We start from the raw sequence: 21,496 nt of genomic DNA, 5'->3' as shown, positions 1-21,496 counted from the left end.
CTTAGAGCGGTTCAGCGTTTGATAGAATCGCCGAACCGCTCTAACTCTTTGTTTTTACGCAATTCCGGACGGAAAACCGTTACACACTTTTCCTGGAATTGCTCTAGCCAGAGTTCCGGAAGCATCGCATGACCCTCGACCTTACCGGCCGCGTTGCGGTCGTCACCGGCGCCTCGCGCGGCATCGGCTATTTCATCGCCAGGGAATTGGCGGCGGCCGGTGCGCATGTCATCGCGGTTGCCCGCACCGTCGGAGGGCTGGAAGAACTCGACGACCAGATCAAGGCGGCTGGCGGCCAGGCGACGCTGGTCCCGCTCGATCTCGCCGACATGGCCGGCATCGACCGGCTGGGCGGCGCCATCCATGAGCGCTGGGGCAAGCTTGACATTCTCGTAGCCAATGCCGGCGTGCTCGGCGTCATCTCGCCGATTGGCCATGTCGAGGCCAAGACCTTCGAAAAGGTGATGACCATCAACGTCACCTCGACCTGGCGGCTGATCCGCTCCGTCGACCCGCTGCTGCGGCTTTCGGACGCCGGCCGGGCGATTATCCTGTCTTCCAATGCCGCGCATTCCGCGCGCGCGTTCTGGGCGCCTTACGCGGGATCGAAGGCGGCGGTCGAAACGATGATGCGTTCCTGGGCGCATGAGACGCAAAGCCTGCCGCTGCGCGTCAACGCCGCCGACCCCGGCGCCACGCGCACCGCGATGCGCGCGCAAGCCGTACCCGGTGAGGATCCCGAGACGCTGCCGCACCCCTCCGAGATCGCCAAACGCATCGTGCCGCTGGCCAGCCCGGACCTCAAAGAGACCGGCCTGATCTTCCAGGCCAAGCACAACCGCTTCGTCACCTATCGGCAACCGGAATAAAACTCGGGTTCGAAACGGATTAAAAGAGCCTTCGGCTACGTTCTCCTGACGTAGGACATTCGAAACCGGAGGACCGACATGCGCAGATTCGTTATCGTTGCCGCCGCTCTCACCGCCGCCCTTGGGGCTACAGTCGGTGTGGCTGTTTCCCAAGATACCAAAATGAGCTTCTTCGTCACCAGTGTCGGCTCCGGCAAGGGCGCCGATCTCGGTGGCCTGAAGGGCGCGGACGCCCATTGCGCATCGCTTGCCGAAGCCGCCGGCGTCACCGGCAAGAGCTGGCACGCTTATCTCTCGACCAGCGCCGAGGATGCGCGCGACCGCATCGGCAAGGGGCCTTGGTTCAACGCCAAGGGCGCCAAGATCGCGGATAATGTCGCCTCCCTGCACAGCGACGCCAACGGCATCACCAAGCAGACCGCGCTGAATGAGAAGGGCGAGACGGTCAACGGTCGCGGCGATACTCCCAACCGGCACGATATGCTGACGGGATCCAAGCCTGACGGCACCCGGATCGCCGACCAGACCTGCGGCGACTGGACGATGAGCGGCGCCGAAGGGGCGGCCATGATGGGCCATCACGACCGCACCGGTCTCGACGATTCGGCGGCGGCAAAGTCATGGAATTCCTCGCACGCCTCTCGTGGCGGCTGCAGCCAGGAGGCGCTGAAAGGCACAGGTGGCGACGGCCTGTTCTATTGTTTTGCGACCGACTGAACCGTGGCGTCGGCAACAGGCCAGTCCGAAAATCCGCCGGATGATCACGCGGCTGTGATCTAAGGGAGAAGGGCGCGCGGCGGTCATGCTTTCGTCATTTCGGAGGAGTTGTTAGGATCGGAAGACTCCCACACCAAGCGCCCTGCTGGGGCAGAACAAGGAAAACTCCATGGCTACGACCGCAGCATTGGTCTGGTATCTGGTAATCGCCGGCCCACAGGGCGGCATGGTTGTGCTGCCCAGCACCTTCGACAAACGCGAACAGTGCGCCGCCGCCATCACCGAGTATCAGAAGCAGCCGACACCCGCGGGCTGGTCCGTGCAGTGCGTGCCGAGCGCCTCGCCCTTCACCGACGAAGGCGACGCCGAAGAGCCGGCAGCTCAGTAAGCATCAGGTATCACTAGAGCAATTCCAGGAAAAGTGTGCAGCGGTTTTCCCGGAAGAAGCGCGTAGCGCTTCCCCTTGGGAATTGCGTAAAAACAAGAAGTTAGAGCGGGTCAGAGATTCTATCAAACTCTGAACCGCTCTAGGCCCGCTGCCGCGGGCCTTGTGATTCATCTCCGCGCGCTCACCGTCAGCTCCGGCTTCTGGTTGATGGTCTGGAACACCACGCAATAGCGCTCGGTCAGCTTCAGCAGCGAATCGATCCGCTCCTGCGGCTCGTCCGTGTCGAGATCGAAACTGAGCCGGATGGCGCGAAAACCGACCGGCGCATCCTTGGCGACACCGAGTGTGCCACGAAAATCAAGGTCGCCTTCGGCTTCAACGGTCGCGGCGCCGAGCTTGAACTCGAGCGCCGTCGCCACCGCCTTCAGCGTCACCCCGGCGCAGGCCACCAGCGCCTCGAGGAGCATGTCGCCGGAGCACAGCTCGAGCCCCGAGCCGCCTGTCGCCGGATGAAGGCCAGCGACGGCAATCGCCCTGCCGGTGTCGACCTTGCAGGCGACCGACTGTTCGTCGATCGAACCCTTCGCTCTCAGCGTGATCAGTGCTTGCGCGGCGTCGTTACGGTAGGCCTGCTTCAGCGGCGCCTGCATGGCCTTGAGTTCGGTCGCGTCCATTTTCGTTCCTTTCGAACGGCTTTCTGTCTTGATAGCACGGTCGTACGGAAGTGTGAGCCAATCCGAGCGACGATCCAAGCTGTCAGGAACCGGTGTCGAGGGGATAGCAGTGGGCTCGCCTTCGTCTATTCCCTTTGACTTCATTCGCCTCGGCCATACCTATGCGGGAGTCGTTCCCGCGGAGGCCTCATGCGTTCCAAGCTGAAACTCGTCTCCCTTGTCCTCGTCATGCTTGCCGGCTTCGCGCGGCCCCTCTTGGCTGAAACGCCAGAGCGGCCAGCGCCCGAGGGTGGTGTGCTGTCGCTGCTGCCCTCACCCGAGATCAGCGACCATTCGATCACCATTGCCGGGCACAGTCTGCGGTACCAGGCAAAGGCCGGCACGCTTCCGCTGCTCTCCGGCAAGGGCGAGGTCACGGCGGAGATTTTCTATGTTGCCTATACGCTGAAACCGCGTGAGGGCACGGCGACGGAAGCACCGCGGCCAATCACCTTCGCGTTCAATGGCGGCCCCGGCGCCGCTTCAGCCTATCTGCATCTCGGCGCGCTTGGACCGCGCATCGTGGCGACCGGAGCCGACGGGGAATTCCTCCCCTCGCCGCAGAAGCTCATCGACAATCCCGACAGCTGGCTCGACATGACCGACCTCGTCTTCGTTGATCCGGTGGGAACCGGCTACAGTCGCGAGGCGCCTGGCCAGGATACGCACGACTTCTGGGGCGTCAGGCAGGACGCCAGTTCTATCGGTGCGTTTATCCGGCTCTATCTTGCCCAAAACAGCCGCATGGGATCCCCGCTGTTCCTCGCCGGTGAGAGCTATGGCGGGTTCCGGGCGGCACTGCTTGCCAGGACGCTGCAGGAAGATATCGGCATCAGCCCAAGCGGCATCGTGCTGATCTCGCCGGCGCTGGAATTCACCCTGGTTCAGCCCGACGAATTCGAGCCGCTGCATTGGGCTCTCGAACTACCCTCCCTCGCCGCGGTTCGCCTGCGTAGTGAAGGTTTCAACGGCGATGCACTGCGGGAAAAGCTCGCCGATATCGAGCATTATGCACTTGGCGAGTACCTCACCGCGCTCGCCAGTGGGCTGGAGCAAGGCGGGCGGCTGGCCAGCGATCGCGTAGCGGAGATCACCGGTCTGCCACTCGACCTCGTTCACCGCAACTTCGCCCGCGTCCCGACCTCGCTCTTCGCAAGGGAGTTTGGCCGTGCCACGGGCAAGGTGCTCAGCCCCTATGACGGTATGATCGCGACGGCGGACATAGCGCCTCAGAGCGCCCGGATCGCCGGTCCCGATCCGGTGCTGGACCGCAGTGTGCCGGCGCTGACCTCGGCCTTTGTCGGCTACGCTCGCGACGAGCTGAACTTTCGCACCGATGTTAGCTACCGCTTACTGAACGACGATATCAGCCACAACTGGGACTATGGGACGAGCGCCTCGCGCCAAGGCTATGCTGGCGTGATGGACGATTTGCAGCGGGCACGCTCCTTGAATCCCGCGCTGGGCGTCGTCATCGTCAACGGCTACACCGATCTCGTCACTCCCTACCTGGCGTCGCGTTATCTGGTCAGCCAGATTCCGTCGCTCGCCGGCGCCAGGCCGATCCGCCTCGACGTCGTTGAAGGTGGACACATGATGTTTTTCAAGCCGGACGGCCGACGCGCGCTGAAAGAGGCCGCTTCGGAACTTTACCAGGCGACGCACTAAACAATAGAGACCCCGCAATTTCGGGCAACCTAGGCCCGGGGCCAATGGTGCTGGCCCCAGCCGAACGCAGGCCAGGGGACTGGCGCAGTGATCAAGCTATCCCAAATGGGACATTGACGAACAAGGCCCCAAAACCTTCTGATCCGGGAAAGTTTCGTCGTTCCATTTTCCGGCAGTCCCACAATGTCACATACGCTCTCGACCACACCGAGACAGGATGGGTTTCGCGCTCCTGGCGAATTCGAACCCAAATCAGGCTGCTGGCTGATCTGGCCGGAGCGGCCGGACACCTGGCGCCAGGGCGCCAAGCCCGCCCAGAAGCTGTTCGCCGACGTCGCCGCCGCGATCGCGCAAAGCGAACCCGTGACCGTGGCGGCATCCAGCCGCCAATGGCGGAACGCCAGAGCGCGCTTGCCCGCCGAGGTGCGCGTCGTGGAGATGTCCACCAACGATTCCTGGCTGCGCGACAGCGGCCCCAATTTCGTCGTCAACGACCAAGGCGGCGTGCGCGGCGTCGATTGGATCTTCAACGCCTATGGCGGGTTTGACGGCGGCCTCTACTCGCCTTGGGATCTCGATGACCTTGCCGCACAAAAAGTGCTCGAGATCGAGAGGATGGACCGCTACCGCGCGCCGCTGATCGCGGAGGGCGGCGGCCTGCAATGCGATGGCCAGGGAACGCTGATGACGACCGAGCAATGCCTGCTCAATCGAAATCGCAACGCCCAACTCGGCAAAGCCGAGGTGGAGAGCCGGCTTGGCGACTATCTCCGCGTCGACGACATCATCTGGCTGCCGCGTGGCTTTGCTTTCGACGAGACGGATGGTCATGTCGACGATCTCTGTTGCTTCGTTCGTCCGGGCGTCGTGGCGCTGAGCTGGACCGACGAGCGGAGCGACCCGCAATATGAGATCGTGCGCGAAGCCGAAGAGGTGCTGCGTTCGGCCCGTGACGCGCGTGGCCGCAGCCTGGAGGTTCATCGGCTGCACCATCCCCTGCCGATCGAAATGACGGCCGAGGAAAGCGAGGGCTTGGACCGGGTCGATTCGACCTGGGCGCGGCCAACGGGCAACCGGATCGCGGCGAGTTACATCAACTACTATCCGGGCAACAGCGTCGTGGTGGTGCCGGAGTTCGGCTGCGATCTCGACCGGAAGGCAAAGCAACAGCTGGCCACGCTGTTCCCCGACCACAAGATCGTCGGCATCGAGAACTCCCGCGAAATTCTGCTCGGCGGCGGCAATGTCGCCTGTATCACCTTACCCGTTTATGCGCCGCAGCGGCGTTGAGCGGCAAGCGTGCCGAAAGTGAAATTGGAACGGTGCGCCGCATCGGCCGCACCCGCGAAAGGAGGACACCCATGCGCTCCCTGCTCATCCCAATCCTGAGCGCCGCGCTTGCCTGCGGCATCTGCTTCGGCGGCGCCCGGGCGGACGACGAGAAGGTCGTCAACGTCTACAACTGGTCCGACTATATCGCGCCGGACACGGCTGAGAAGTTCGAGAAGGAGACAGGTATCAAGGTCCGCTACGATGTCTATGACGGCAACGAGGTCCTTGAGACGAAACTGCTCACCGGCGGCTCGGGGTATGACGTGGTGTATCCCTCGGCCTTTCCGTTTCTGAAGAACCAGGTGAAGGCGGGCGCTTTCCTGCCACTCGACGGATCGAAGCTTTCAAACCACTCGAAAATCGATCCGCAAGCCTTGTCGCTGATCGCGGGCGCGGATCCGCAGAACCTGCACGCAGTGCCTTACATGGCCGTCACGGACGGCATCGGCTACAATGTCGCTGCCATCAAGCAACGGATGCCGGACGCGCCGACAGATTCGTTCGCCATGGTCTTCGACGTCGACGTCGTCAAGAAATTCTCCGATTGCGGCGTCGCCATGATCGATGCCCCGGCGGAGATCATTCCGATGGCCATGAACTATCTCCATATCGACCCCAGGTCGACCAGTCCGGACGACCTCGCCAAGGTTGAAGAACTGATGGGCAAGGTGCGGCCTTATATCCGTTACTTCCACTCGTCGAAATACATCAACGACCTGGCGAATGGCGACATCTGTGTCGTGCTGGGCTGGTCGGGCGACATATTGCAGGCGAAGACCCGCGCGGCGGAATCCGCGAAGAAGCTGGAGATTGCCTATTCCATTCCCAGGGAAGGCACGCTGATAAACTTCGATACGATGGCGGTGCCGAAGGATGCGCCGCATCCGGAGAATGCCCAGGCCTGGATCGATTTCAACTTGCGGCCCGACATAGCGGCGGCCAATTCCAGCTATGTTTCCTATGCCAATGCGATCCCGGAATCCCTGCCGCTGATGGATCAGGCCGTCGCCAAGGATCCCGGCGTTTTCCCACCCGATGACGTAAAGGCCAAGCTGTTCGTGGTCGAGAACAACGATGCAAAGCTGCTGCGCCTGCAGAACCGCATGTGGACACGCGTCGTGACGGGATAGTGAAGCTGGCAAAACGACACCGTCAGGTGCGCGGAGCCTCCCAGCAGGCGGCCAGCAGCTCGACCTGGGAGTGCACACCGAGCTTGCGGTAGACCTGCTTGATGTGGTTGCGCACCGTGCCGGGTGAAATCGACAGGTTTCGCGCAATCGTCTTGGCGCTGCCGCCCTCGATCAGCAGCCGCGCGATCTGCCTTTCCCGGGCGCTGAGTTGCGACCCCGCGGCTTCGAGTGCGGACCCCTTGTCCCGAAGGCGGCACAAATGAAGCAGCCTTTGCAGAATGAGCTTCGTCGCGCTGCTCGCCGCGCCGGCCACGGCCAGATCACGCTCGCCAAAACGCGGCGCGCCGTTGCGGCGCAGAAAGGTCACATAGCCGGCGGTCAGTCCGTCGAGGTTGAAGACCCCCGTTATTTCATCGAAGCTGCCGGAGGGCCCGTAGAATTCGCGATAATAGGGTGCGTGCTGGAAATCGCCGTGGCTGAGTGCCGACAAGGGCAGCAGGAAATCCTGTCTGGTGCTGGCGAACCTCTGAAAGAAGGGATCCTGGCGATAGATGCGCGCATCATAGTCGCGGTTCCAGCGATCGGGTCCGGCATCGTCGATGGTCAGGGACGTTATATCGCGACGATAGAAGCCAACATAGACACGATCCGAGCCAAGCAGCACGCCTGCCGCGGCGCTGAAGCGGGCCGACAAGTCTTCGGGCGTTGCCGCCAGGGCCGCGGCGGCCACGCCACCGCTCCAGCGTTCAAGCCGGTCGAGAGAAAAATTCGACTGCATCCGCGCCCAGACTAACGCAAGCCCCGCCAACTTCAAGCTGGCGGGGAACCGTGACGCCACCGGTGAAATCAGTCGGTGGCTGCTTCCGCAGCTCACCGCCCCATCGACGGCTTGGAATCACGCCTTGGCCTGCGACCTCACATGGGCGATGTAGCCGCGCACGTCGCCGGCAGGGCCGGCATAGGCCTTGCCGAGCTTCTTCTCCATCGCCGCCATGTATTCCTTCGCCCATTTGGGCAGGGCGTAGTCGATGACGGCGAGGAATTCGAGGGTCGCCGCCAGGCGGATGTCGGCGATCGACGGGTTCTTGCCACCGATGAACGGCTTGCCGTCGCGGAAGAAGGAATGGAAGACCTCGAGCGGTTCGGCAATGGCGGCGACCGCCGCCTTCTGTGCCTCCGATTTCCTGTCCGGATGGGCGTCGCTGTGACCGACCTCGCCGGCATATTGCGGGAAGCCGAGCGCGGGATAGGTGGCGCGCGCCACATAGGGATAGAGCGTGCCGATCAGATAGAACATGGCGCTGTCTATCATTGCCCGCTTGGCTGGCGCCTTGGGGTAGAATTTCTCCAACCCATGCTTGTTGGAAAGATATTGCATGATGGCACAGCTCTCCCAAAGCACGCCGCGCGGCAGGCCCTTGTCCTCGATCATCGGCGTCAGATGGGCCGGATTGCGCGCCATGTATTCCGGCGAGCGCGTGAGCCCCCACGCATCGGTCTCCGCATGGTCGAGCCCGGCGGCGCGGGCAAAGACGCGAACGGTCATGTTGTTGACGCTCGGCTTCAGCATGCTGATGGTCAGCGCCGGTTTCTTTGCCGGTTTCGCCTTGGCCTTGGCCACCGTCTTGCCGGCGGCTGCCCTTGACGCCGTCTTGGCCGCTGGTTTGGCGGCTGCTTTTGCCGCTGGTTTGGCGGCGGCTTTTGCCGCCGGTTTTGACGCTGGTTTGCCCACCGGCTTGCTTGCGCTCTTCGTCATTGCCTTTGCCACATATTCCTCCCTTGCCTGTTCAGCGCTCAATATGGATTTTTGGGTGCCCGGTCGGCCGACAATGTCGCGCGCGCGCGTTCCACCAGAGCCTGGATGGCGTCAGCCAGATGCACTTCGGCGATGTTGTAGTCGCCACGCGCGACGCGAAGCCTGTGCGCCTCCATCAGCACGTCGGCATGGGTGAAGCCCGCAGGCGGCTCGAAACGATAGGAGGCAAGCTCGATCAGCAGGCCGAGCGGGTCCTCGAAATAGATCGAATCCATGAAGCCGCGATCCTTGACGCCGCTGTGCTTGATGGCGCGCTCGTCGAGCCGGGCGACCGCCTGCAGGAAGGTGACCCGCGACACCGAAAAGGCGATGTGATGAACGCAGCCCGGGTCGGTTGGGGTGCGGCGCTTCACGGCCGCGCGGGTCTCGTCGGTGAAGATGGTGATCAGCCGGCCGTCGCCCGGATCGAAATACAGATGGCTTTCGGTCGGCTTGTCGAGGTTGGGCTGCTCGAAGATGAAAGGCATGCCCAGCACACCTTCCCAGAAATCGATCGAGGTCTGACGGCCGGCACCGACCAGCGTGATGTGATGGACGCCTTGCGACTGCAGTTTCCGCATCGGCCTTCTCCCCCGAAATATCCGCTCTGACATAGGCGGCCCGTCAGGCCGCGCCTGCGCATGCTACATCTGGCATGAGCTGAGCGCCAATTCGCTGTTCGTTCCCCGGCGTTCCGCGCGCCGCCCTTCTCAGGCTTTATGCGACGATGCTAAACCAATCAGCCGGGCCGCGCCAGAAGCCGCATCCGGGAGAGGCTGTATTTCGCGCCGCCGCCCCCTGCCCCAAAGGCAAGCGCGGTGCTGGAGCAGCGTCGTGCCGGATTTCGCCCGTATAGCTGGCAGAGCGGAGCCGACAGGGGCCGGAGCCGCCCTCACACAAGCAGGCGCATGCCTTATGGCCGATATCGCCATTCTCGATACACGCGAAAGAGTTCTCGCCGGCATCTTTTTGACCGGCGCCGCCTACTTGCTGTTTTCGACGCAGGATGCCTCGATCAAGCTGCTGGTTGCCGGCATGAGCGTCTGGCAGATCATGTTCTTTCGCAGCATCACAATTCTTGGTGCCTGCGCGGCCATCGGCGGGCGGCGGCTGTTTACCGATACCGTGCGCTCGCCGATTGTGTTGCCAATGCTGGTGCGCAGCGCCTTCACGCTTGCCGCCTGGCTTTGCTATTACAATGCCGCCCGCAGCCTGCAACTCGCCGAACTGACCACCGTCTATTACGCGGCCCCGATCATCGTGACCGTGCTTTCGGTGGTCCTGCTCGGCGAAAAGGTGCCTATTTTGCGCTGGCTGGCGGTTCTGATCGGCTTTGCCGGTGTCTTTGTCGCCTGCGATCCCGGCCATCTCGGCCTTTCGGTACCCGTGTTGCTGGTGCTGACGGCGGCCTTCCTGTGGGGCATCGCCATCGTGCTGCTGCGCAAGACGGCCCTTGCCGAGCGCTCGATGATCCAGCTCCTCCTCAACAATTTCAACTTCCTGGTGTTTTCGGCGGTGCCGGCTTTGTTGTGGTGGCATACGCCGGACCCGACACAATTGCTGCTTCTTGCCAGCGTCGGCGCACTCGGCGGCCTGGCGCAATATCTTCTCTTCGAAGGCATGAAGCGGACGCCGGCATCGATCCTGGCGCCCCTCGAATACACCTCCCTGATGTGGGCGTTCGCGCTCGGCTTCGCGATCTGGGGCGACGTGCCACGCCGCGAGGTTTTTCTGGGTGCTGCCCTTATCGTCGCCGCCGGCCTGCTGATCGTCGGCGGCGAGCATTTTCGCAAGAGGCTCTGATGGTCAATGTTGCTGACGCTACGATGTCAGGATGGAGTGGCGTAGTCTCGCGGCATGACTGATGTGACAGCCACCACCGACACTATCGCCGAGCGCACGCTGGGCATCATCCTCGTGTCATCCTCGGCGGCTGTATTCGGGCTGACCGGTGTGCTGACCAAGTCGATCCATGCCGATCCGCTGACGATCACCTGCTGGCGCGGCTTTGTCGGCGCGATCCTGATCAGCCTTTACGTGCTGTGGCGCCGCCACCGTGCCGGCAACCGCGAACCGCTGCGGCTTGGCTGGCGCGGCTGGCTGCTGGCGGTGGAAGGCGCGCTGGCCAGCATCGCCTTCATTTCGGCGTTCAAGTTCACTTTCGTCGCCAATGTCGCGGTGATCTACGCGACCTCGCCCTTCATTGCCGCCGTGCTGGCCTGGATGCTGGTGCGCGAGCCGTTCCGCCTGCAGACCATGGTGGCGGCGGCCGTGTCGCTGTGCGGGGTTGCCATCATGGTGTGGTCGGGTTTCGGTACCGGCAATCTGTTCGGCGACGGACTGGCGCTGCTGATGACGGCCGGCAGCGCGCTCTACATGATCATGGTGCGCGCGTTCCGCGACACGCCGGCGGTGTGGGCCGGCGCGGTCTCCGCCTTCCTGTTGTTCATACTCGGCTGGTTCGTCACCGATCCCCTGGCGGTCTCGGCAAGGGACGCGGTTCTGCTTGCCACGTTCGGCGCATCCTTCGCGCTGGCTTCGATCCTGTGGACAGCTCATCCCGGCGCCTGAATCCGGCCTGCTCGGCTCGGCGGAAGTGCCGTTCGCGATCCTGTTTGCATTTCTGTTCCTGGCCGAAATACCCCCGGTGGCGAGCTTGGTCGGCGGCGCGATCGTGCTCTGTGCCGTCTTTGCCCACGCCGGCCGCGACTGGCTGATGGCACGTTCGCAACGCCCGGTCTCAAATATTTCCTAAAAAAAAATTTCAAAGTCACGGAACCATCGCCGTGCTCAGACATTATTGGTGCGACGGGCCACCCCCCAAGTCCCCCCAAACCCCTCGGCCCGTCCCACTCCCAAGCCGACCGCAAGGTCGGCTTTTTCTTTGCCAAAAGGCTGTGACGGAATGCGGCCTTTTGGAAATCAACCGGAGAGAGCCAGGTTGTCACCCAGCAGCGCCGCCAGATCGCCCGCGGACGCATCGGCGCCGGCGCGCAGCCGGATCGCGAACTCAGCCATCGGCACCTGCGGCAGGCCAAGCTCGCGCGGTGCTTCGACAATGCCGGAATGGGCAAAGCGGGGGGTTCGCAAGGTCAGCGCCACGCCGGCATTCACCGCAGTGCGCAGTCCGGCAAGGCTGGCGCTGCCGGCGGCGATGCGATAGCGGCGGCCTGCGGCATCGAGCGCGGCGAGTGCCGCTTCGCGGAACCCGCAATAGGGATCAAGTAGCGCCAACGGCAATTCTTCCTGCCGCGAGGCCAGCCCCTTGCTCGAACACAGCCATATCATCGGCTCGCGCAGCACGCCGACCTCATCCGGCACCGCGGTCTGGCGCATGACGATCGCCAGATCGAGGCTGCCGGCCTGCAGCGCCTGCGCCAGTTCGGCGGAGCGGCCGACCCGCAGTTCGATCCTGACGCGCGGATGGCTGGAAGCGAAGGCTCGCAGCAGGTCCGGCAGGCCGCTATCGGCGAAATCCTGTGTCGTGCCTATGGCGACGCGCCCGGCAGCGCGTGCGCCTTTCAGCGCCAGCCACGCCTCGCGATGCACGGCAAGAATGCGCCTGGCATGGTCGACGAGGTCCTCGCCTGCCGGCGTCAGGCCGCGCCCCCTGCCCTGAGGCGCCAGAAGCGGCTCGCCGACGATCTCCTCCAGCCGCTGCATCTGGGCCGTCACCGCCGACGGCGACCGGCCGACATTAGCGGCTGCCTGCGCCAGCGAACCGCTGTCGACGAACGCAAGGAAGGTTCTGAGCAGGTCGGGATCGAGCGTTTCCATAATTCGATATTATCGAATCTTTGATTGAAAACAATTCGATTTTTTTGATTCCAAGATGATGGCATGGTCTCTCTAACGGCGACCGACGCCGCTAGAAACCAAGGAGAAGAAAAATGCCCATCATCAATGTCAGCGTCACCGGCAAGCCAGATGCCACCCTGTCCGCCAGCATCGCCAGGGAAGTAACCGAGATCACCGCCACGCATCTGCGCAAGGATCCGACTATCACCGCGGTGGCCGTGTCCTATCTCGATCCGCAGCACTGGTTCGCCGGCGGCAAGTCGCTCGCCGAGCACGGCACCAACACGTTCTGGCTCGACATCAAGGTGGTCGACGGCACCAACACCAAGCTCGAACTGGAAGCCTATCTCAAGGCGATCTTCGAAGCCTTTGGTCGCCTGCTTGGCGGCGTGCACCAGGAAAGCTATGCTTTCGTGCACGAGGTCCCGGCAGCCGCCTATGGCTATGGCGGCAAGACGCAGGAGTTCCGTTTCATCAGCGGGCGGCTGAAGGCGGCGTGAGGCCTTCCGCATTGACCTTGCGTCGACTTCCGCTAGGCTCTGCCCTCGAAGCGGCCTCACAAGAGCCGCGATGACAGAACCGTTGGGAGAGACGCGGCATGATCCTGACACTGGCGCTGCTTGCGGGCCTGGTCGTGGCATGGCTGCTGATCGGGGCGGTGGAGAAATTCCGCCTCGACCTGCGTTTCACGCAGGCGCTGCTCTACGTGCCGTTCAAACTCGCCTACCGGATCAGCGACAATCGCATCAGGGTCGCCCGCAAGGCGCAGGTGCCGGTCATCTATGTCATCTCGCACCAGTCGCGCTTCGAGCCGGCACTGATGCTTTCGCTGCTGCCGGACGACACGCTGCATATACTCGACGAGGTCTCGGCGCGCTCGCCATGGCTCGAGCCCTGGCGCGAACTCGGCCGCACCATTGCTTTCAACGCCGAACATGTCTTCGTCAGCCGCCGGCTGGTGCGCGTGCTGAAGGGCAAGGGCCGGCTGGCCGTCTATCTGCCCGATGCGGTCGAGCCCGACGTCAAGACGTTTCGGCTGTTTCGCGCCGTCACCCGCATCGCCATGCAGGCCGATGCCCGCATCGTGCCGATCTTTGTCGCCGGTGCACGCAGCTTGCCGGTCTCGCTGACGCCGGCGGACAAGGCACCGCGTCGCTGGTTTCCACGGCTGGCGATCAGTGTCCTGGAGCCAATGACGGTCGCCGAACTGGTGGCGCGCAACCCGGACCAGGCCTCGAACACCAATGCGCTGTTCGACCGTGTCGCCGAGGCCCGGCTTTTCGGCACCGACCTCGACCGCGGCCTGTTCCTGGCCATGCGCGACGCCGCCGACCGCGTCGGCGCCTCGCACACCATCATCGAAGATGTCATCTCGGGGGCCTTGAGCTACCGCAAGATGTTCATCGGCGCACGGGTGCTGGGCAGGCGCTTCGAGGCGGTGACGGCGCCGGGCGAAGCGGTGGGGGTGATGCTGCCCAACGCCAATGGCGTCGTGCTGTCGCTCGTCGGCCTTCTCTCGGCGGGCCGGGTGGCGGCGATGATCAACTACACGGCCGGGCCGGCAAGCGTCACCGCGGCGATCCGCACGGCCGTCATCCGCACCGTTGTCTCTTCGCGTGCCTTTGTCGAGAAGGCCGATCTCGCCGATATCGTCGCCGCGGCCGAAACGGGCGGCGCCCGGCTGCTGTGGCTGGAAGATTTGCGGACCAGCGTCACCACGCTGGACAAGCTTGCCGCCGCCTTGCTGTGGCGCCTGCCACTGCAACGGCAGGACGCGGCCAGGCCGGGCGTAACCCTCTTCACCTCGGGTTCGGAAGGCACGCCGAAGGCGGTCGTTCTGTCGCAAAAGAACCTTCTCGCCAATGCCATGCAGGCCGAGGCGCGGATCACCATTTCGCCGGCGGACATCCTGCTCAACGTGCTGCCGGTGTTCCATTCCTTCGGCCTGACGGGTGGCACCATCCTGCCGCTGGTCACCGGGGTAAAACTGTTCCTCTATCCCTCGCCCCTCCACTACAAGATCATCCCCGAGATCGCACGCAAGGTGAAACCGACCATCATGTTCGGCACCGACACGTTTCTCGCCAACTATGCGCGCACTGCCAAGGACGGGGATTTTTCCAGCCTGCGCTTCGTCGTTGCCGGCGCCGAGGCGGTGAAGCCAGACACCCGCCGCACCTATCGTGAACGCTTCCAGGCCGAGATCATCGAGGGCTTCGGGCTGACCGAGGCAGCGCCCGTGGTTGCCGTCAACACCGAGATCCACGGCCGAGACGGCACGGTCGGGCGGTTGCTGCCGGCCATCCGCATGAAGCTGGAGCCGGTCGAAGGCATCAATGATGCCGGCCAGTTGTGGCTCGACGGGCCGAACATGATGATGGGCTACATGACCGCGGACCGCCCCGGCGAACTGCAGCCGCTGACCGGCTGGCACGACACGGGCGACATCGTCGCCGTTGACCGCGAAGGCTTCATCACCATTCGTGGCCGCGCCAAGCGCTTCGCCAAGATTGCGGGCGAGATGGTGTCGCTGGGCGCGGTGGAGATGCTGGTGCAGTCGCTGTGGCCGGAAGAACACCATGCGGCGGTGGCGGTGCCGGACAAGAGGCGGGGCGAGCGCATCGTGCTGGTCACCACCGCAGACGAAGCAAGCGCCGAGGAGCTGCGGCAGTTCGGCAAAAAGGCCGGTGCGGCCGAACTGATGGTGCCCAACGACATCGTCAAGGTCGAGGAAATCCCGGTGCTCGGTTCGGGCAAGACCGACTATGTATCGACCAGGAAACTGGCGATCGACCGGCTGGGGCTTGGCGTGGCGGCTTAGTTGCCACCTACGCCCCCTTTCGAGGCCCGCTGTCGTCTTCGCATGACCAAGGACCGCGCCATCCTGCCGCAGCGATTCAGATGGACAAATCTAAGGTGAGAGAGTATTCACTCACTAAGGCAGGCTGAGCATGCATATTTCTGCCAGCGCGACATGACACCTCCTTTGCACGGCGAGGAGATCCAGCATGGCAAAGATCCTCGTCACCGGCGGCACCGGGCATCTCGGACACGATCTCGTGCCGGCACTGACCGCGTCCGGGCACACTGTCAGGTTGCTGGCCAGGGAAGCGAGGCTGGACCGCGCCGTCGAATGGGCGGTCGAATGGGCGCTTGGCGACCTCGCAACGGGCGAAGGCATTGATGAAGCCCTTGGCGGCGTCGATACGGTCATCCATGCCGCAACGTTGTCGCCGATCGCCAGGCGCGGTATGCGGCCGATCGATTTCTTCTCCAGTCCGTCGGATGTCGACGTCGAAGGCACGCGGCGGCTGCTTGCCGCATCGCAGCGCGCCAATGTCTCGCATTTCATCTTCGTGTCGATCGTCGGCCTCGACTTCAGCACCCTGCCCTATAGCCGCGTGAAGCTGGCGGGCGAGCAGCTTGTGCGAGAGTCGCCACTTTCGTGGTCGGTCATCCGCGCGACGCCATTCTTTTACCTTCTGGCGCAGATGCTGGCCGGGCTGAGATGGCTGCCGGTCTGGCTGCTGCCGACTTCGCCCTCAAATCCTGTCGATACACGCGATGTCGCCAGATATCTGGCCCAGGCTGTCAGCGACGGGGAACGCGGTGTCCGCCCGCAGATCGGCGGACCCGAGGTGATGCCGTTCTCGACATTCGCTCGACAATACCGGGATGTGCTCGGGCTCCGGCGCCTCATTCTGCCGTTTCCGGTGAGTCGAAAGATAAGCCTTGCCTTGGGCCTGGTCGAAACCAGCGAACGGCTGGGAGAAAGAACATGGAAGGCATGGCTTTCCGAGCAGGGTGGATGCGCGCCGTGAGCGATCCTACGATTTCGCGCGAGAATGGTACTGTCGGGCGCCGAATCTCCACCACCAGGATCGAGTGACAGGAATAGCCATGAAGCCGCCATCCGCCGGACGCGAGCGCATTTTACGCGAAGCCATTCGCCTGTTCGCCGAGCGCGGATATGACCGGACCAGCGTTCCCGAAATTCAGGAAGCCGCCGGCCTGTCGCGTGGCTCGGGTGCGCTCTACAAGCACTTTCCCTCAAAGGAGGCGCTGCTTGCCGCGGCAATCGACCGGTTTGTTGGAACGGCGCGGGAAGGACGCGCCGAGCTTGGCGAACAGGTGCTTCCTGTCGATCAGGGGGCGCGGCGGATCGTGGAGAGCATGCTGGAAAAACTCGGCGCGAATCGCGACGTGCTCAGAATCCTGTGGCGCGATCTTGAGCCCTTTCCGGAATTGAAAGCCTCGGCGCGTGGCGAGATCATGCAGAGCACGTACCACGCAGTCGCCGAATGGTTGCGGGAGCGCCAGCGCCAGGGCGAACTGCGTCCCCATGACAGCGACGCGGTCTCCGCCGTCATCGTCGGCAGCGTCGCCATGTTCCGCGTCTTCGAAGCGATCTGGGCCGAGCGCTCGATCGAGGTCAGCGACGAACGCTTCGCGTCCGCCTGGACCGATTTGTTGGTCCGTGGTCTGCGACCCTAACCTATATCCGAAGGCGGCACCTTCTCGCCTTCCAGCCTGGCGCGCTTGGAGTAGGCACGCACGGAAAACGGCAGGAAGATCAGATAGCCCGCGACCGATGCCGTCAGCGTGTACCAGGGATAGGTCATCAGCAGGAGGATATAGAGCACGACGGCGAGGATGACCGGCAGCACCCTGTCGCCAGGGATCTTGACGCTCTTGCCGGAATAGACCGGCAACCGGCTGACCAGCAGGAAGGCGACCAGGATGGTGAAGCCGGTGGCGACGAAGGCGGCCGGCCGGCTGGGCTCCGCCCCAAGGCGCAGGAAATAGAGATAGAGCGGCAGCATCACCAGCACGGCGCCAGCAGGCGCCGGCACACCGACGAAATATTCACTCTGCCATATCGGGCGCTCGGCCTTCTCGTCGTCGAGCACGTTGAAGCGCGCCAGCCGCAAACCACAGGCGATCGCGAACAAAAGTGCCGCGATCCAGCCCGGCGAGCCGGCACGGTCGAGCAGGAAGGCATAAAGCACCAGCGCTGGCGCGACACCGAAATTGACGATGTCGGCCAGCGAATCCATCTGCGCGCCGAATTTGGAGGTGGCTTTCAGCATTCGTGCCAGGCGACCGTCGATGCCGTCGAGGAAGGCGGCAAGCAGCACCATGACAACGGCGGTTTCAAAGCGGTTTTCGAAGGCAAAGCGGATGCCGGACAGGCCGGCGCAGATGGCAAGCACGGTGACGAGGTTGGGCAGCACCATGCGCATCGGGATCTCGCGGATGCGGGGACCGCCGCTGGCATGGGCCTCGAATTTTTTATACTGCGTGCCCACCGGTCAGGAAATCCGTACGAGGGGCGTGCCGGCGATGCCGCCGAATTCGGCCAGCACCGTTTCGCCGCCGACGGCCGTCTGGCCGACGGCAACGCGCGGCGTGGCGGTCAAAGGCAGGAACACGTCGACACGCGAGCCGAAACGGATCAGGCCGAAACGCTCGCCGGTGCCGATCGAAGCGCCGGCCTCGGTCCAGCAGACAATGCGGCGCGCCACCAGGCCGGCGATCTGGACTGCCGCCACCGTACCGTTGGGGCTCTCGATGACCAGCCCATTGCGCTCGTTTTCGGTGCTCGCTTTATCCAGTTCGGCATTGAGGAACTTTCCAGGGCGATGCTCGATCTTGGCGATGCGGCCGCGCACCGGAGAGCGGTTCACGTGGCAGGAAAAGACGTTCATGAACACGGAGATGCGGGTCATCTCGACATTGCCGAGGCCAAGCTCGCGCGGTGGCACGGCAGGCCCCACCGCCGAAATGATGCCGTCGGCGGGGCTTACCACCAGGCGATCGTCGACAGGCGTGACGCGCTCGGGATCGCGGAAGAAATAGACGCACCAGGCGGTCAGGATCAGGCCGACCCAGAACAGGATCGAGGAGAAATAGCCGAGGAACAGCGTCGCCGCGCCAAAGGCCGCGATGAAGGGATAGCCTTCGCGATGGATCGGTACGAACGCGTTCTTGACCGTGTCGACAAGGCTCATGGGCTGGGGGCGGTCCCTGTTTCAGGTCCGGCCTCAATAGCGGAAACACCCCCTGCCCGCAACGCGACAATCGGCGGCGCGAGTTTGTCGCCAGCTTTCGCCGCGATGGCGACCCGTGCTGGTCGTCGAGCAGAGCGGCACCGGCAAGTGGCATCGCTCAGCGCCGCCACGCCGATGAAGTGTTCTTCTCGAGTAAGCAATGGCAGCTGAAGGGCCTGCTCGGATCCACCACGAACAATTTATTCGCCAGCTGCCGCGGTGAGGTCAAAATACTCCTGAAGCTCATTTCGATGAACCTCCGCAAGACTTTCTTCGTGGTCGCCGCGGAGCAGCACGCCACGATCCGGGTACGACTGGAAGAGAAAAGCGTGACCACCAGCCATCACCACCCAATTCACAACCGGCCCCTCCGCACGCTGAACGACCGAATTCGCCGAAACGATAGCCTTGGTCGGATCGACCCCAATCTTTCGCAACAGAAGATCGACGGCAACCGGCGCATGATACTCCTCCGCTAGCTCAATCACTTTTGCTACCATTTGCCCGTCCGCGTACCCGAGCCTGCGGCCAACGCGCGGCGCGCCGGCTGTGAATAGGTTTTCACCGGGGCGAATAATCGCTGGTGCCTCTGGAGGTATGCACTCATAAAATGCTGCGTGGCTGCCCGTTGCAACGCACAGGCGAGGCTCATTCGAATTGGTCCGGAGTTGAAAAACCAATTGCTTCTCGCCATCGACATCCAGCATCCTGGCCATGCCCAGCAACAATCTGACCTCCGGCGGCGTTGCATTGGCGCAAGCGAGACTGACTCCCACGTTCCGAGCGCTGATCATCTGACCGACCAGCTCGGCGATCGATTGATGGAGGAGCCGAGGTTCACGACGAGGATTGGCCATTGCCAACTGAAGTATGGCCTCATCGAAGGTCTCGTCTTCGACAACTCGCAGGTCAGGCCAGGACACGATCCAGCGCGCCAACAGCTCGATCATTGGTGAAGCTTCGTCGGCGTCGTAGAACGCATGGTCAAGTGTATCGAGAAAATCGTCGCGGCCGCCCTCGAAGCCAGTCTGTTCTTCGGCCTCGTCAGGGTGATCGGCGACCCAGGTGGACATCTTTTCGAGAGCCGCCAATTGCCCTTTTGCGCCAATGGCCGTCAGAGCCGCGCGGGCGTTTGCAACCATAGCGTCGAACTCCTCGCCGGCATTATGGATGAATTGACTATGGCCACCGTTCTTTACCTCCGCCGAATACAAATCAGCATGGGAGACCTGCATCGCCTTCGGGTTAATCTCCCATTTACGGTAAAGCCCCTCGGAAACCATGCTTTGGATGAACTTCTCAACAGCGAAGACGACTTCGAAAGGTTCTTCGTTCGCCTCATCTACGATCGACCGGGGCACGATCACCGGCAACAAGAACCGGGGTCTCGATGCATGCCTCGCTGCTGGAGACTGGACACCAGACGAAGCCTGGGCGATTCTCTTGGATATTCTGGAGAAAAAGCCAAACATTCAAAAATCCCTAAGTGCTAGGAAAAACTTCCCACGGGTTATTGTGACGAAACAATATCGGCAGCACAATGGGATATAGGAATTCAAACCTGAGCTATCGGGACCTCAAAGTGAGGGGCAGCGTTCCGGCCAACGAAAATGCTGACGCTGAAGTCGGGACACCCATCCCCCGCCCGTCCTTGATGAGACGACGCCGTCTTGCAAGCCGTCGTCCAACAAGGAGTTCCTCGCTATGCAGAACCACGCTCTTCACCCGCTTCCCCAGCGTCTCATTGCCACCGGTCTCGCCTTCGGCGAATCGCCGCGCTGGCATGACGGACGCCTGTGGGTCTGCAACTGGGGCACCGGCGAGATCATCGCTGTGGACGAAGGCGGCAAGAGCGAGGTCATGCTCACCATCCCGGCCGTGCTGCCCTACTCCATCGACTGGCTGCCGGATGGCCGGCTGCTGGTGATCGCGGGCCGCGAAGGCCTGCTGTTGCGGCAGGAAGCCGATGGCTCGCTCGTCACCCATGCCGATCTGCGAGCCCTCTCCAAAAGCCCATGGAACGAGATCGTCGTCGATGGACGCGGCAACATCTATGTCAATGGCGGCGGGCCGGCGCCGGCTGCCGGCGAGCATTTCGGCCCCGGCACCATCGTGCTGATCACGCCGGAGGGCACGATCGGCCAAGTGGCTGACAGCATCGCCTTCGCCAATGGCATGGCGGTGACGCCCGACAACAAGACGCTGATCATCGCCGAATCCCATGCCAGCCGGCTCACCGGTTTCGACATCGCCGCCGACGGCACTATGTCCAATCGGCGCGTCTGGGCCGCGCTAGACGGATATCCCGATGGCATCTGCCTCGATGCCGAAGGGGCGGCCTGGTACGCCGACGTGCCCAACAAACACTGCGTGCGGGTGCGCGAAGGCGGCGACGTCTTGCAGACCGTCACCGCCGATCGCGGCTGCTTTGCCTGCATGCTGGGCGGTGCGGACAGGAAAACGCTGTTCATCACCGCCGCCGAATGGCGCGGCTTCGAGCACATGGTCAGCGATGCCCGCACCGGCCAAGTGCTCGGCATTAAAGCGCCGGCACCCGGTGTCGGCTGGCCGGGCTAGAGCCCAGGAACCCGCTGATAGTTGGCGATGTCGGCCCTGACGCCGAGCCGGGCGAGCGTCTCCTGCGGGTTGAAGGCAACGCGTTCTTGCGCCGCCTTGACGATCGGCACGACCTTGTCGACGGCCGCCTGGCTTTCCCATTCGACGATCGTCACCAGATTGAATTCACCTGGCCCCGAAAATTGCTCTAGCAGGAAATCCTGCACGAAACCCTGCTGCTGGCGCAGCAATTCGTGTGTCGTCCTGACCTTGCTAAGGATCTCCTCGCGCGCGGCGGCGGGTACGACGAACTTGTCGACCCTGAACACGCTGCTGCCGTTAACGTTCTGATTCGTAACGCTCATATCCATTTGTCTCGTCCTCGAGGATGCTGTTTCGCGGCTCTCGAGCGACGGTCTACAATCTCAACTTAAGTTGAGGTCAAGCAGGATTCTCGATTGATTTGTGGAAAGGCCCAGA

21 protein-coding genes and 1 pseudogene are annotated in these 21,496 nt (G+C 63.1%); 13 read left to right on the top strand and 9 right to left on the bottom strand.

Features of this window, described 5'->3' with window-relative positions:
- Positions 1 to 128: 128 nt before the first annotated feature.
- The 3 genes from EN824_RS09355 to EN824_RS09345 all read left to right on the top strand — a co-directional run bounded on the left by EN824_RS09355 (position 129) and on the right by EN824_RS09345 (position 1,974).
- Positions 129 to 869: an SDR family NAD(P)-dependent oxidoreductase gene (locus EN824_RS09355; protein WP_135932181.1), complete on the top strand. Its 741-nt coding sequence runs from the start codon at positions 129 to 131 to the stop codon at positions 867 to 869.
- A gap of 78 nt (positions 870 to 947) precedes the next feature.
- A complete protein-coding gene (locus EN824_RS09350) occupies positions 948 to 1,586 on the top strand; it encodes a hypothetical protein (RefSeq protein WP_135883326.1) in 639 nt (212 codons plus the stop codon).
- Positions 1,587 to 1,755: 169 nt separating this feature from the next.
- Positions 1,756 to 1,974 carry a hypothetical protein gene (locus EN824_RS09345; protein ID WP_127278756.1) on the top strand — a complete coding sequence of 73 codons (219 nt, stop codon included), beginning with the start codon at positions 1,756 to 1,758 and terminating at the stop codon, positions 1,972 to 1,974.
- 167 nt (positions 1,975 to 2,141) lie between these two features.
- Here the strand turns inward: EN824_RS09345 and EN824_RS09340 are convergent, their stop codons facing one another.
- Positions 2,142 to 2,648: an OsmC family protein gene (locus EN824_RS09340; RefSeq protein WP_127278755.1), complete on the bottom strand. Its 507-nt coding sequence runs from the start codon at positions 2,646 to 2,648 to the stop codon at positions 2,142 to 2,144.
- Between the two features lie 189 nt (positions 2,649 to 2,837).
- Between EN824_RS09340 and EN824_RS09335 the strand changes: the two genes are divergently transcribed.
- The 3 genes from EN824_RS09335 to EN824_RS09325 all read left to right on the top strand — a co-directional run bounded on the left by EN824_RS09335 (position 2,838) and on the right by EN824_RS09325 (position 6,817).
- Positions 2,838 to 4,355: a peptidase S10 gene (locus EN824_RS09335; RefSeq protein ID WP_135932180.1), complete on the top strand. Its 1,518-nt coding sequence runs from the start codon at positions 2,838 to 2,840 to the stop codon at positions 4,353 to 4,355.
- A gap of 183 nt (positions 4,356 to 4,538) precedes the next feature.
- Positions 4,539 to 5,645: an agmatine deiminase gene (aguA, locus tag EN824_RS09330; protein WP_135932179.1), complete on the top strand. Its 1,107-nt coding sequence runs from the start codon at positions 4,539 to 4,541 to the stop codon at positions 5,643 to 5,645.
- Positions 5,646 to 5,716: 71 nt separating this feature from the next.
- Positions 5,717 to 6,817 (top strand): polyamine ABC transporter substrate-binding protein, encoded by a 1,101-nt coding sequence (locus EN824_RS09325; protein WP_135932178.1) that lies wholly within the window; start codon positions 5,717 to 5,719, stop codon positions 6,815 to 6,817.
- A gap of 22 nt (positions 6,818 to 6,839) precedes the next feature.
- On the opposite strand, the gene EN824_RS09320 is transcribed toward EN824_RS09325, so the two are convergent.
- From EN824_RS09320 to EN824_RS09310, 3 genes are all read right to left on the bottom strand, one after another.
- Positions 6,840 to 7,547, bottom strand: a complete 708-nt coding sequence (locus tag EN824_RS09320) for a LuxR C-terminal-related transcriptional regulator (protein WP_245520965.1) — start codon at positions 7,545 to 7,547, stop codon at positions 6,840 to 6,842.
- A 165-nt stretch (positions 7,548 to 7,712) separates the two neighbouring features.
- The gene (locus tag EN824_RS09315) at positions 7,713 to 8,573 is read right to left on the bottom strand and encodes a glutathione S-transferase family protein (protein WP_245511628.1); all 861 of its coding nucleotides are present in this window, start codon (positions 8,571 to 8,573) and stop codon (positions 7,713 to 7,715) included.
- A gap of 38 nt (positions 8,574 to 8,611) precedes the next feature.
- Entirely contained in the window at positions 8,612 to 9,193 is a 582-nt protein-coding gene (locus tag EN824_RS09310) for a VOC family protein (RefSeq protein ID WP_135863783.1), read from the bottom strand.
- Between the two features lie 334 nt (positions 9,194 to 9,527).
- On the opposite strand from EN824_RS09310, the gene EN824_RS09305 reads away from it, so the two are divergent.
- Positions 9,528 to 10,415 (top strand): DMT family transporter, encoded by an 888-nt coding sequence (locus tag EN824_RS09305; protein WP_135863781.1) that lies wholly within the window; start codon positions 9,528 to 9,530, stop codon positions 10,413 to 10,415.
- Between the two features lie 54 nt (positions 10,416 to 10,469).
- A pseudogene (locus EN824_RS09300) lies at positions 10,470 to 11,367 on the top strand (DMT family transporter).
- Positions 11,368 to 11,534: 167 nt separating this feature from the next.
- Here the strand turns inward: EN824_RS09300 and EN824_RS09295 are convergent.
- Positions 11,535 to 12,389 (bottom strand): LysR substrate-binding domain-containing protein, encoded by an 855-nt coding sequence (locus EN824_RS09295; protein ID WP_127278709.1) that lies wholly within the window; start codon positions 12,387 to 12,389, stop codon positions 11,535 to 11,537.
- Between the two features lie 113 nt (positions 12,390 to 12,502).
- Between EN824_RS09295 and EN824_RS09290 the strand changes: the two genes are divergently transcribed.
- From EN824_RS09290 to EN824_RS09275, 4 genes are all read left to right on the top strand, one after another.
- The gene (locus EN824_RS09290) at positions 12,503 to 12,910 is read left to right on the top strand and encodes a 4-oxalocrotonate tautomerase family protein (RefSeq protein ID WP_127278710.1); all 408 of its coding nucleotides are present in this window, start codon (positions 12,503 to 12,505) and stop codon (positions 12,908 to 12,910) included.
- 98 nt (positions 12,911 to 13,008) lie between these two features.
- A complete protein-coding gene (locus tag EN824_RS09285) occupies positions 13,009 to 15,231 on the top strand; it encodes an AMP-binding protein (RefSeq protein ID WP_135932176.1) in 2,223 nt (740 codons plus the stop codon).
- Between the two features lie 187 nt (positions 15,232 to 15,418).
- On the top strand, positions 15,419 to 16,231 hold the full coding sequence (locus tag EN824_RS09280) for an NAD(P)H-binding protein (RefSeq protein WP_127278712.1): 813 nt from the start codon (positions 15,419 to 15,421) through the stop codon (positions 16,229 to 16,231).
- A 79-nt stretch (positions 16,232 to 16,310) separates the two neighbouring features.
- Positions 16,311 to 16,904, top strand: coding sequence for a TetR/AcrR family transcriptional regulator (locus tag EN824_RS09275; protein ID WP_127278713.1), 594 nt, complete (start codon positions 16,311 to 16,313; stop codon positions 16,902 to 16,904).
- On the opposite strand, the gene pssA is transcribed toward EN824_RS09275, so the two are convergent.
- The 3 genes from pssA to EN824_RS09260 form a co-directional block, all read right to left on the bottom strand.
- Positions 16,901 to 17,647 carry a CDP-diacylglycerol--serine O-phosphatidyltransferase gene (gene pssA, locus EN824_RS09270; RefSeq protein WP_245464392.1) on the bottom strand — a complete coding sequence of 249 codons (747 nt, stop codon included), beginning with the start codon at positions 17,645 to 17,647 and terminating at the stop codon, positions 16,901 to 16,903. The genes EN824_RS09275 and pssA overlap by 4 nt on opposite strands.
- Before the next feature lie 75 nt (positions 17,648 to 17,722).
- Positions 17,723 to 18,421: a phosphatidylserine decarboxylase gene (locus EN824_RS09265; RefSeq protein WP_127278715.1), complete on the bottom strand. Its 699-nt coding sequence runs from the start codon at positions 18,419 to 18,421 to the stop codon at positions 17,723 to 17,725.
- A gap of 239 nt (positions 18,422 to 18,660) precedes the next feature.
- Positions 18,661 to 19,827, bottom strand: coding sequence for a DUF4375 domain-containing protein (locus tag EN824_RS09260; protein ID WP_245511633.1), 1,167 nt, complete (start codon positions 19,825 to 19,827; stop codon positions 18,661 to 18,663).
- Positions 19,828 to 20,164: 337 nt separating this feature from the next.
- Between EN824_RS09260 and EN824_RS09255 the strand changes: the two genes are divergently transcribed.
- Positions 20,165 to 21,037 (top strand): SMP-30/gluconolactonase/LRE family protein, encoded by an 873-nt coding sequence (locus tag EN824_RS09255; RefSeq protein ID WP_127871410.1) that lies wholly within the window; start codon positions 20,165 to 20,167, stop codon positions 21,035 to 21,037.
- Here the strand turns inward: EN824_RS09255 and EN824_RS09250 are convergent.
- Positions 21,034 to 21,381, bottom strand: a complete 348-nt coding sequence (locus EN824_RS09250; RefSeq protein WP_127280728.1) for an antibiotic biosynthesis monooxygenase — start codon at positions 21,379 to 21,381, stop codon at positions 21,034 to 21,036. The genes EN824_RS09255 and EN824_RS09250 overlap by 4 nt on opposite strands.
- Positions 21,382 to 21,496: the final 115 nt, after the last annotated feature.

Origin of the sequence: Mesorhizobium sp. M8A.F.Ca.ET.181.01.1.1, from assembly GCF_004792025.1 — a bacterium.
In the GTDB taxonomy this organism is placed as follows: Bacteria; Pseudomonadota; Alphaproteobacteria; order Rhizobiales; family Rhizobiaceae; genus Mesorhizobium.
The sequence above is the reverse complement of the archived record's forward strand: the minus strand, read 5'-3'. Positions and strand labels throughout refer to the sequence as shown.